10 protein-coding genes and 1 riboswitch are annotated in these 10,329 nt (G+C 66.5%); of the genes, 4 read left to right on the top strand and 6 right to left on the bottom strand.

The window, feature by feature from the left end; all coding sequences use genetic code 11:
- Nucleotides 1-1,075, bottom strand: a 1,075-nt coding sequence (locus tag LL06_RS24085; protein ID WP_035533092.1) for a DEAD/DEAH box helicase, incomplete at its 3' end; no start/stop codon positions are given.
- 454 nt (nucleotides 1,076-1,529) lie between these two features.
- A riboswitch (cobalamin riboswitch) is annotated at nucleotides 1,530-1,739 on the top strand.
- Between the two features lie 54 nt (nucleotides 1,740-1,793).
- On the opposite strand from LL06_RS24085, the gene LL06_RS24080 reads away from it, so the two are divergent.
- Both LL06_RS24080 and LL06_RS24075 read left to right on the top strand, forming a co-directional pair.
- Nucleotides 1,794-2,477 (top strand): energy-coupling factor ABC transporter permease, encoded by a 684-nt coding sequence (locus LL06_RS24080; protein WP_035533090.1) that lies wholly within the window; start codon nucleotides 1,794-1,796, stop codon nucleotides 2,475-2,477.
- A gap of 153 nt (nucleotides 2,478-2,630) precedes the next feature.
- Nucleotides 2,631-3,605, top strand: coding sequence for a threonine/serine dehydratase (locus LL06_RS24075; RefSeq protein ID WP_035533088.1), 975 nt, complete (start codon nucleotides 2,631-2,633; stop codon nucleotides 3,603-3,605).
- A gap of 41 nt (nucleotides 3,606-3,646) precedes the next feature.
- Here the strand turns inward: LL06_RS24075 and LL06_RS24070 are convergent, their stop codons facing one another.
- Genes LL06_RS24070 through LL06_RS24060 form a run of 3 tightly spaced genes read right to left on the bottom strand, consistent with a single transcriptional unit; the run spans nucleotide 3,647 to nucleotide 7,097 of the window.
- The gene (locus LL06_RS24070) at nucleotides 3,647-4,552 is read right to left on the bottom strand and encodes a cation diffusion facilitator family transporter (RefSeq protein WP_035533085.1); all 906 of its coding nucleotides are present in this window, start codon (nucleotides 4,550-4,552) and stop codon (nucleotides 3,647-3,649) included.
- A 5-nt stretch (nucleotides 4,553-4,557) separates the two neighbouring features.
- On the bottom strand, nucleotides 4,558-4,893 hold the full coding sequence (locus tag LL06_RS24065) for a cytochrome c (protein ID WP_035533083.1): 336 nt from the start codon (nucleotides 4,891-4,893) through the stop codon (nucleotides 4,558-4,560).
- A 14-nt stretch (nucleotides 4,894-4,907) separates the two neighbouring features.
- Nucleotides 4,908-7,097, bottom strand: coding sequence for an anthranilate synthase (locus LL06_RS24060; RefSeq protein WP_035533081.1), 2,190 nt, complete (start codon nucleotides 7,095-7,097; stop codon nucleotides 4,908-4,910).
- Between the two features lie 549 nt (nucleotides 7,098-7,646).
- On the opposite strand from LL06_RS24060, the gene rnk reads away from it, so the two are divergent.
- Entirely contained in the window at nucleotides 7,647-8,063 is a 417-nt protein-coding gene (rnk, locus tag LL06_RS24055; RefSeq protein WP_035533079.1) for a nucleoside diphosphate kinase regulator, read from the top strand.
- Nucleotides 8,064-8,213: 150 nt separating this feature from the next.
- Nucleotides 8,214-8,711, top strand: coding sequence for a hypothetical protein (locus LL06_RS24050; RefSeq protein ID WP_052161883.1), 498 nt, complete (start codon nucleotides 8,214-8,216; stop codon nucleotides 8,709-8,711).
- On the opposite strand, the gene LL06_RS26615 is transcribed toward LL06_RS24050, so the two are convergent.
- On the bottom strand, nucleotides 8,664-9,482 hold the full coding sequence (locus LL06_RS26615; RefSeq protein WP_052161882.1) for a DUF1206 domain-containing protein: 819 nt from the start codon (nucleotides 9,480-9,482) through the stop codon (nucleotides 8,664-8,666). The two genes, LL06_RS24050 and LL06_RS26615, sit on opposite strands and share 48 nt — an antisense overlap.
- A complete protein-coding gene (locus LL06_RS24040) occupies nucleotides 9,479-10,225 on the bottom strand; it encodes a phosphatase PAP2 family protein (RefSeq protein WP_052161881.1) in 747 nt (248 codons plus the stop codon). Before LL06_RS24040 ends, LL06_RS26615 begins: the two co-directional genes overlap by 4 nt.
- Nucleotides 10,226-10,329: the final 104 nt, after the last annotated feature.

Raw genomic sequence — 10,329 nt, 5'->3', positions numbered from 1 at the left:
CGATGTCGCGCAGCAGCGAGCGTTCGTCGGGCGCGCAGAAGGTGACGGCGGTGCCCGCGGCGCCGGCGCGCGCGGTGCGGCCGATGCGGTGGACATAGACTTCCGGCACGTTCGGCAGTTCGTAATTGACCACCAGGCTCACGCCCGGCACGTCGATGCCGCGGGCGGCGATGTCGGTCGCGATCAGCACCGGCACGGTGCCGGCGCGGAAGCCGGCGAGTGCGCGCTCGCGCTGGCCCTGCGACTTGTTGCCGTGAATGGCGGCAGCCGAAATGCCGTCGGCCTCAAGCCGCTTGGTGGCCTTGTCGGCGCCGCGCTTGGTGCGGGTGAAGACGATCACGCGCTCGCCCTTGCGGTCGCGGATCAGGCTTGCCAGCGCGCCCATCTTGGCGGGCGTCTGCATGTGCATGACGGTGTGCTCGACCCGGTCGGCGGTCTTCTTGGCGGGCACCACCGACACTTCGGTCGGGTTCTTGAGGTGCCGCGACGACAGCTCGCGGATTTCCTTGGGCATGGTGGCCGAGAACAGCAGCGTCTGCCGCGTCGCGGGCGTCATCGCCAGGATCCGCTTGATCGCCGGCATGAAGCCGATGTCGAGCATCTGGTCGGCCTCGTCGAGCACGACGACTTCGATTTCATTGAGCGACACCGCGCGCTGCTCGATGAGATCCATCAGGCGGCCCGGGGTGGCGATGAGGATGTCGACGCCGGTCGACAGCGCCTTGATCTGCGGACGGATCGACACGCCGCCGACCACGACGGTCGAGGTCATGTTGAGCTTGCGGCCGTAGTCCTTGACGCTCTTGGCGATCTGGGCGGAGAGTTCGCGGGTCGGCGACAGGATCAGCGCGCGGGCCTTCTTGGGCGCGGCTTTCTTGCCCGGCGCCAGCCGGTGCAGGATCGGCAGCGCGAAGGCGGCGGTCTTGCCGGTGCCGGTCTGGGCCAGGCCGATCACGTCGCGGCCTTCGAGCACAAGCGGGATCGCCTGCACCTGGATCGGCGTCGGCGTGGTCAGGTTGAGACCGTCAAGCGTATCGAGAAGGGCCTTGGACAGGCCGAGTTCGGAAAAAGTCATGGAATGTCTTTCGAGGTTTTGGGCAATACGTCGGGGCGTGCGCCTGAGGCGCCGCCGTTCGCGGACCATGCCCGATCACAAATAGTCCCCTGACAACGGACACGCCGTGATCGGAGGAGTTCGGGTTGGGCGCATCGCCGCTGGCCGACGCGAAATTTCAAGGTGGACGTTAGGGGAAGTCAGAACACGCTCATCGCGAGGGAGGCGTGCAGCGGCCGATTGGCCCCTATCCAGTTGCACCCCTTAGGCCTGACAATTGCGTCCGTGTCAAGGCGAAAGCGACAATTCATGCTGCAGCGCAGCAAAAAGGCTCACCCTCACGCCGGTTCCCTGCCATCACGGGCCGCCGGATTCAGGGACAATTCGACCCGTAATCGCGCCTCCCCGAAACGGCAGAAGCAGCAGGACCGTCGCCGGACGTCGTTTTTCAGATTGCCATCGTGTGCGGCGCGAAATAATCTCGGGCGGTTCGGGTTCCATGAAGGCCAAGCCTTCGGGATTAAAGGGGAACACGGTAGGGACGACCTGAAACAGGGCCCGATCCGTGGCTGCCCTCGCAACTGTGAGCGTGAGCCGCATCCATGATGCCACTGGGTCAGACCGGGAAGGCGGATGACAGGCAAAAGCGCGAGCCAGGAGACCTGCCCGGATACCGGGCGCCGCGTTCGCGGCGGCCAAATCCAACCTCTTGCACGATGGGTGCAGAAAGGGCTTTCACATGCATATCGAACCCGGCGTCGTCGACGGCGCCAAAATTGTCCTGAGCTATGCAACGGCGGCTGCCGCTGCCGGGCTTACCCTGAAGATGTCGATGGACACGATCCGCAAGGATGGCGGCGCGGCGGCCCTGGCCCTGCGCTCGGTCTTCACCACGCTTCTCGTCTTCACCTTCTTCGAGGTGTTTCCGCACCACGCCGTGGGCGTGTCGGAAGTTCACCTGATCCTCGGCTCGACGCTCTATCTCCTGTTCGGCGCCGGTCCCGCGGCGATCGGTCTGGCTCTCGGCCTGCTGGTCCAGGGCCTGTTCTTCGCCCCCTTCGACCTGCCGCAATACGGCATGAACGTCACCACGCTGGTGGTGCCGCTCTACGCCATGTCGCTGATCGCCAAGCGCATCATCCCGACAGGCACCGCCTACAAGGACGTGAGCTACAAGCAGGCGCTGGCGCTGTCGACCAGCTATCAGGGCGGCATCGTCATGTGGGTCGGCTTCTGGGCGCTCTACGGCCATGGCTTCGGCGCCGAGAATCTGGCGCAGATCGCCTCCTTCGGCGGAGCCTACATGCTGGTCGTCATCCTCGAGCCGCTGGTCGACCTCGGCGTGCTGGCGATCGCCAAGACGATCAGCCGGACCAATGGCGGCCTGCTGCTGAACAACCGGCTCTACAGCCACGCCGCATAAGCGGACATTCGTTCGTCTGCCCGACACACGCCGCGTGATCCTCGTCACGCGGCGTTTTTGTCGGCCGCAGGGTCCGGCAAACGGTCGAACGGGCTGGCGATCCGCTCGCGGCGCGGATAGCATTGCGGCAAGCGCTTCACAGGAGACGACCGGATGAACATCGACATGATCCGCGCGGCGGACGCACGGCTTGAGGGCCACGTCCGGCGCACGCCGCTGCTCTCCTCCCCGTTCCTCGACGAGATCGCCGGACGCCGAGTCTGGATCAAGCCCGAATGCCTGCAGCACACCGGCAGCTTCAAGTTCCGCGGCGGGTGGTCCGCGGTCTCGGCGATGGACCCGGACGTGAGGGCTAAGGGCGTGCTGGCCTTCTCGAGCGGCAATCACGCCCAGGGCGTGGCGCTGGCCGCCGCCCGGCACGGCGTGCCCGCGGTCATCATCATGCCGTCCGACGCGCCGCAGATGAAGATCGCCAACACACGGGCGCTCGGCGCCGAGGTGGTGCTCTACGACCGGGCGACGGAGGATCGCGACGCGATCAGCGCGCGCGTGCTGAGCGAGCGTCCACTCACCCTGATCAAGCCCTTCGACGAGCCCTTCGTCATCGCCGGCCAGGGCACCTGCGGGCTCGAGATCGCCAGGCAGGCCGCGGCGGAAGGCATCGCAGAGGCCGATGTGATCGTCTGCTGCGGCGGCGGCGGCTTTGCCTCCGGCATCGCGCTGGCGCTGGAAGCCGATGCGCCGGGCCTGCGGGTGCGGTCCGCTGAGCCCGAAGGCTTCGACGACATGGCGAGAAGCCTCGCCTCGGGGATCATCGAGCGCAACGACCGGATGTCCGGCTCGCTCTGCGACGCCATCCTGACACCGCAGCCCGGCGACCTGACCTTCCCGATCCTGGCGCGGCTCGCAGGCCCCGGCGTGGCGGTGAGCGAGGACGAAGCGCTTCATGCCGTGGCGCTGGCCTTTTCCCGGCTCAAGCTGGTGGCCGAACCCGGCGGAGCCGTGGCGCTCGCGGCGGCACTTTTCCATGCGGGCGAGATCGAGGGCGACGACGTGATCGTCACCATCTCCGGCGGCAATGTCGATGCGGATGTGTTCCAAATGGCGCTGGAGCGGTTCGGCGGCTGACGGCCGCTCCGCAAGGGTTTAGCTCGCGCCGATGGCGGGGCTCAGGCCTCGCCCAGCCGCACGCCCTCGTCCTTGGCCTTGTGGCCGGGCTCGACATGGATGATCACCCGCACGCCCTCGAGCTCCTTGGCGAGCGCGGCTTCCAGGCGGTCGCAGATGCGGTGGGATTTCTCGACGCTCATCGACCCGTCCACCACCAGGTGGAACTCGACGAAGGAGACGCGGCCCGCCATGCGGGTGCGGATGTCGTGCGCCTCGATGGCGCCGTCGGCCTCGGCCTTGATGATGTCCTGGATGCGCTTTTCATCCACCGGGTCGATCGCCCGGTCCATCAGCCCGTCCACGGACGAGGCGATCACCTTCCAGCCCTGCCACAGCACGTTGAAGGCGACGATCAGCGCCAGCAGCGGATCGAGCCGCGGCTGGTCGAAGGCGAGCGCCAGCCCGAGCCCGAGGATCACGCCGACCGAGGTCACCACGTCCGACAGGATGTGATGGCCGTCCGCCTGCAGCGCCGGCGAACGGTGCCGCCGGCCGATCCGCAGCAGCGCCGCCGCCCAGACCGCGTTGATGGTCGCGGCAAGCCCGTTCACCGCCAGGCCCAACACCGGCGCCTCGATCCGCCTGGGCGCGAGCAGACCGCCCACCGCCTCGTTGACGATCAGCAGCGCCGCGACGACGATCAGCACGCCTTCCAGAACGGCGGAGAAATACTCGGCCTTGTGGTGGCCGTAGGGATGGTCGAGATCCGCCGGTTTCTGCGCATAGCCGATGGCGACGAAGGCCGCGAGCGCCGCGATCACATTGACGATCGATTCCAGCGCGTCGGAATAGAGCGCGATCGAACCGGTCACATACCAGGCAATGAATTTCAGCCCCATCACGCCGAGGGCGAGCGGGATCGACCAGAAGGCCAGCCGGCGGACGATCTTGGAAGCCTGGGGCAACGGGCCTAATCCTGCAACGAGGCGATATAGGAGATGATCGCGTCGACCTGCTCCGGCGTGGCGATGAATTCGGGCATGTCGGGATGGTCCGAATAGATCCGGCCGTCGGCAAACGCCTCCTCGAGCGCATCCATGGGGAAGCGCTCGGACAGGTCGCGGAACGGCGGCGCCGCCTCGTGCGGGCTGGCGTCGGCCGGGCCTACCGCATGGCACTTGCCGCAATTGACCTCGACCAGTTCCCGCCCGGCCTGGATTTCCGCGTCGGTCTGCGCCCGCGCCGGGGCGAGACCGGCGGCCAGGACGACCGTCGCGGCCGCCAGCATCGCCGCCACCCTCTTCATTCCCACGCCCTGCCTCATGCCGCTTCCACCTTCTTCCGCCGCGCCATGTGCGCCACCACATTCTCGATCATCCGCATGCCGGCGTCCTGGCCGAGCGTCATGATCGATTCGGGATGGAACTGTACAGCCGCCACCGGCAGGCTCTCATGCTCGATCGCCATCACCACCCCGTCATCGGTTTCGGCGGTAACACGGAATTCCTTCGGGAGTGTGGCATAGTCCGCGAAAATCGAATGGTAGCGGCCGACCGTCACCTCTTTGGCGAGGCCCGAGAAGATGATGCCGTTGGGCGAGACCCGGATCCTGGACGGCTTGCCGTGTACCGGCACCGCCAGTTGCCGCAGGGTTCCGCCGAAACTCTCGGCCAGCGCCTGCAGGCCCAGGCACACGCCGAACACCGGAAGCTCACGGGCGCGGATCTTCCGGATGGTCGCCGCGCAATCGAAATCCTTCGGACTGCCCGGTCCGGGCGACAGGACCACCAGGTCCGGCGACACCCGCTCGAACACATCGTCCGTCACCGGCGCGCGCACGGTTGTGACCTTCGCCCCGGTCTGGCGGAAATAATTGGCGAGCGTATGGACGAAGGAATCCTCATGGTCGACCAGCAGGATCGAGACCCCCTCGCCCACCTTCGCCGTCTGCCGGCCGACCGATCCGGCATTGCCGAGCCGCGCGTCGCGGATCGCCGAGAGCATGGCCGAGGCCTTGAGTTCGGTCTCGGCCTCTTCCTCGTCGGGATTGGAATCAAACAGCAGCGTGGCGCCGGCGCGGACCTCGGCGATGCCGTCCTTGATGCGGATGGTGCGAAGCGTGAGCCCCGTGTTCATGTCGCCGTTGAAGCCGACCATGCCGACGGCGCCGCCATACCAGGCGCGCGGGCTCTTCTCGTTGTTCTCAAGAAAGCGCATCGCCCAGAGCTTCGGCGCGCCGGTCACCGTCACCGCCCAGGCGTGGCTGAGGAACCCGTCGAAGGCGTCCATGCCGTCGCGCAGCCGGCCCTCGATATGGTCGACCGTGTGGATGAGGCGCGAATACATCTCGATCTGCCGGCGGCCGATCACCTTGACCGAGCCCGGTTCGCACACCCGGCTCTTGTCATTGCGGTCGACATCCGAGCACATGGTGAGTTCGGACTCGTCCTTCTTCGAATTCAAGAGCTTGAGGATCTGCTCGGAATCAGAAATCGCGTCGTCGCCGCGCTTGATCGTACCGGAGATCGGGCAGGTCTCGATCCGCCGGCCGTTGACCCGGACGAACATCTCGGGCGAGGCGCCGACCAGGTATTCCTGGTGGCCCAGATTGATGAAGAACGAATAGGGCGACGGGTTGATGGCCTTGAGCCGCCGGCTGATCTCCGACGGCCGCGCCTCGCAGCGCTCGAAGAAGGTCTGCCCCGGCACCACCTCGAACAGGTCGCCGCGCCGGAAGCTTTCCTTGGCGCGCTTGACCAGGTCGGCATATTCGCCCGGCGTGTGGTCGCCCCGCGCCGGAACGCGGTCGGCAGGCTGGAACGGTTCGGCCGCGACCGCGGCGTCACGGCCCTCGGTGCTCACGCCGTCGAGCGCGAAATCATAGCGGTCGATCCAGGCCTTGGCGGCATGGTGGTCGACCACCAGGATCTCGTCGGGCATGAACAGCAGCAGGTCGCGCTGGTCGTCGGGCCGGGTGAGTTTTTGCGGGACGGTGTCGAACTGGAACGCGAGATCATAGCCGAAGGCGCCGTAGAAGCCGATATTGCCATCCTCTTCCGAATGGAACAGGTCGACGATGACGCGCAGGACCGAAAACACCGTCGGCGCGCGCGAGCGCTCTTCCTCGGAAAACACCCGGTCGGGCTCAGCGACATCGATCTCGATGAGGCGTGGCGCGCGTGCGGCGATGGCGAATTCCGCGTGACCGGCAAGGCTGCCTGCGAGAATGGCGAGCAGCGCCTCGCCGCGGCCGTTATAGGCCTCGATCTTCAGCCGCCGTCCCTGCGAGGAGATGCCCAGCGGCGGATCGACCACGGCCGTGTCCCAGCGGGTGTAGCGGCCCGGATATTCGTAGTTCGACGAGAATACCGCGCCGCGCCGGCTGTCGAGCGCATCGACGTAATCGGAGACCGCATCCGCGTAAGGCGTTTCGCGCCGCCGCCGTGTCACCGCCACCCCGCCGCGCGTGACGTACCGCGCAGCGCCGTCTGAAAGTACAGTCGTGCCCATTTCAAAGCTCCGTTTGAACCGTGCCGGTGAGTGGGATCCGGCGGGGCAAACAAAAAAGCCGCCGGACCTTTCAGGTCCCGGGCGGCTTGTTGATCTCAAACGCACACGCGTGGTCAAGGCCGCCTAGGAGCGGACCCACCACCAGTTCTTCTGTGTTGCGTGCATCGTCATGACCAAGCTCTTAGCGCAGCCGGCGACCGGCTTCAAGCTCAGATGAAGGGACCGGATAATTTTCAACGGCCGGCCCCGGCGACGCCGGGCTGTCCCCCGCCCCGGCGGGATCTTGACATCGCCGCCTGCATGTCCCACATCGGGATCATGACCACGCACCGGACCCACACCGCACGCTTTTTCAGGGCCTTTCCCATCGCGGAAATCTGACCCTCGGTCCGGCATCAGACGCCCCGGACCGCGGGGCATGCAATGCGGGCATGAAGATCTGTCACCCGACATCCTCAGGTCCTCGCGTTAACGGCGTCAAACTCCAGATCTTTCTTTTGAACCGCCCCCGCCTTATCGGCCGGGCTAAGCGAATGCGTGGACAGTCCAATGCACCACACCCTCGGGCGCAAGCCCAGAATAACCATCTGCGAAGGTGATTACGCGCGCTTGAGCAACCTCGCCGCCGCCTTCGCGCAACGCAATCCCGAGGTCGCCGCCGGCCTTAGCGAAGAAATCGAGCGCGCGCGGATCGTCAGCGACAAGGCCATAGATGCCGCGATCGTGCGCATGGGCTCGCGCGTTGCCTACAGCTCCGACGGCGGCGAAGGCAAGACCGTGACGCTTGTCTATCCCGGCGCCGCGGATATCGAAAACGGCCGCATCTCCGTCACCACGCCGGTCGGCACGGCACTGATCGGGCTGAAGGCGGGCCAATCCATCCGCTACGCGACCCGCACCGGCAGGATCCACGATCTCGCGGTGATCGAAGTCACGCAGACCGAAGAGGCAGGCGTCGACCGATGAGCGCAATCGTGTTCGCATTTTCACATCCACTGGGAGCGTTCCTTCTGACAGGATCCGCTCCCCTGCACCGGCTTTGCGCCGATGCAGGGGCGACGGAGTTCATCGATCGATCAACCGCGCCCTTCAAGCCGGGGCGGACGGAGTTCTCCCATGTGGAAAAACCAGAAATGCACGCTCACCACCAAGGATATCCTGATCCTTGAAGCCCTCTACGATCGCCGCCACCGGCTGAGCGAGACGGTCGAACGATTGCTCAAACACAAGCTCGACCTCGCCGTCGTGGTGTTCTGCGAGGACATCGGCTCCGATGTCGTCACCCTGAACACGCGGCTGCAATACCGCATCGGCGACACCCCGTCGCGGGCCGCCATCCTGACTCAAGGCGCTCTCGACGGAACGGTGGGGCATTGCCTGCCCCTCACCACGCTGCGGGGCCTGGCCTGCCTGGGATTGACCCAGGGGGCGGGGATAAGTCTTCCGGGGCCGAACGGAGCGACGCCCGACCGCCTCGTGGTCGAGAAGATCCTCTACCAGCCCGAGGCGGCGCGTCGTGACCGCCGGCAACAGCAATCGATCCGCCGGGTCCCCCGGCTGGTCCATTCAGTCGATGCGGACGTTGACACGCCGCCAGATCGCCTCCGAAAATGAATAGAGCGAGAACAGAAAGAACCCGGCCCCGGTCGCCGCCATCAGCCACGCGCCGAAGGGCAGGCTCGAGATGAAGCTCAGCGCATCGGCAAGGCTCGCCTCGCCCTGCTCGCCGGCGAGCCCGCGCCTGAGAAACAGGAAGGCGATGACCAGGAAGATCATGCCGCGCGAAAACAGCCCGCCAATGGCGGCGACGTCGATCCATTTCATCACGGCTTCGGAGGCCTCGATGCGCTTGCGGTACTTGCGCCGGACTGCCTTCCACATATGCGCCGCGCCGACGATCACGAAGAGGCAGCTCAGGATCAGCGACACCGGGCCGGCGCCGATGAAGGCGGCGGCGGTGCGGGAAAAACCGTCGCTCGAGCCGGAGCCCCCGCCCGAGGACAGATTGGCGCCCCACCAGAGCGAGAAGGTGAAGAGCAGCAGGAACCCGTAGGTGACCGCCGATCCGACGAGTCCGGCCCGCACCGCGAGCCCTTTCGGGCCGGCGCCGTGGTCGTCGGTGTCGAACACGGCCTGGACCAGGCGCCAGGAACAATAGCCCGCCAGGCTGACGATCAGCAGCGGCGTCAGGATCGCGCTCGCCGTGGACTCCGTGATGAAGCGCACCGCATCCTCGGCGTCGCCGCCATCACCCGCGGTCCGGGCGGCGCTCAGCGTGAAGAAGGCCAGCAGCAGATAGACCGCGCCGCGCGCGCCATAGCCGAGCCGCGCGAAGCGCTTGAACCAGTCGCGCCAGCCGGTATCGTGGAAGGAAGATGGGGTCATGACGTCTCCTTTTGCCGGATCCGGCTGCTGCGGCGCTGATCGAGCAGATGCAGGATCAGCCAGGACAGGCTGGCCCAGGCCGCGCCCAGCGCCCAGCCGGCGGCCACGTCGCTCGGCCAGTGGACCCCGAGATAGACGCGGCTCAGCCCGACGATGAAGGCCACGAACACCGCCACCGACAGCACGTAGATCCGCGCGCGCCGGTCGGGAAGGAAGCCGATCACCAGCGAGGCCAACGTGAGATAGGCGACCGTCGTCACCAGCGCGTGGCCGCTCGGAAAGCTCAGCGTGTGGACGGTGTCCAGATGATCGACCAGGTCGGGCCGCGGGCGGCCGTAATACTGCTTGAGAGTCTGGCTCAGAAGCGCGCCGGAGCCCACCGCCAGCACCGCATAGGCCGCCGCCGCGTAGCGCCTGGTGACGATGAAGAACCCCGCGACCGCGGCGAGTGTTAGGATGATCAGCGGATATCCGCCGATCGAGGTGATCTCGACGGCGGCCTCCTGCAGCCAGGCCGGCCCCAGCGGAGTCGACGCGTCGCCCGGCACCCTGAGGCTCAGGAACAGCATCTCGTCGATCCGGCGCATCTCGCCTTCGGCCAGTTCCTCGGCGATCTCGATGAAGACATAGACGCCGAGCGTCAGGATCGCGAAAAGCGCTACCGGTAGCCGGTTGGCGTTTCCCGTGCGGATGCCCTTGGCCAGCCACTCCACCACCCGGTTGGACTGAAAAAATCTCGTCATGCGCTGCCCGCCCTTTTAAATCTTGTCTCATCAACCCCCGGATCGCCGCGTGGTTCCACCGCGGCGGCCGCCCGGGGCCACTCTTGCGTGCTTAATCCATCGCC

The organism is Hoeflea sp. BAL378, from assembly GCF_000759435.1.
Lineage (GTDB): Bacteria > Pseudomonadota > Alphaproteobacteria > Rhizobiales > Rhizobiaceae > Hoeflea.
Note: the sequence above shows the minus strand (reverse complement) of the source record. Positions and strands in the feature narration are given on the sequence as shown.

Excerpts from the sequence above, each read along its gene's own strand:
- LL06_RS24080 (WP_035533090.1), top strand. The coding sequence starts at position 1,794 with ATGCATATCGAACCCGGCGTCGTCGACGGCGCCAAAATTGTCCTGAGC.
- LL06_RS24075 (WP_035533088.1), top strand. The coding sequence starts at position 2,631 with ATGAACATCGACATGATCCGCGCGGCGGACGCACGGCTTGAGGGCCAC.
- LL06_RS24065 (WP_035533083.1), bottom strand. The coding sequence starts at position 4,893 with ATGAAGAGGGTGGCGGCGATGCTGGCGGCCGCGACGGTCGTCCTGGCC.
- LL06_RS24060 (WP_035533081.1), bottom strand. The coding sequence starts at position 7,097 with ATGGGCACGACTGTACTTTCAGACGGCGCTGCGCGGTACGTCACGCGC.
- rnk (WP_035533079.1), top strand. The coding sequence starts at position 7,647 with ATGCACCACACCCTCGGGCGCAAGCCCAGAATAACCATCTGCGAAGGT.
- LL06_RS24050 (WP_052161883.1), top strand. The coding sequence starts at position 8,214 with ATGTGGAAAAACCAGAAATGCACGCTCACCACCAAGGATATCCTGATC.
- LL06_RS26615 (WP_052161882.1), bottom strand. The coding sequence starts at position 9,482 with ATGACCCCATCTTCCTTCCACGATACCGGCTGGCGCGACTGGTTCAAG.
- LL06_RS24040 (WP_052161881.1), bottom strand. The coding sequence starts at position 10,225 with ATGACGAGATTTTTTCAGTCCAACCGGGTGGTGGAGTGGCTGGCCAAG.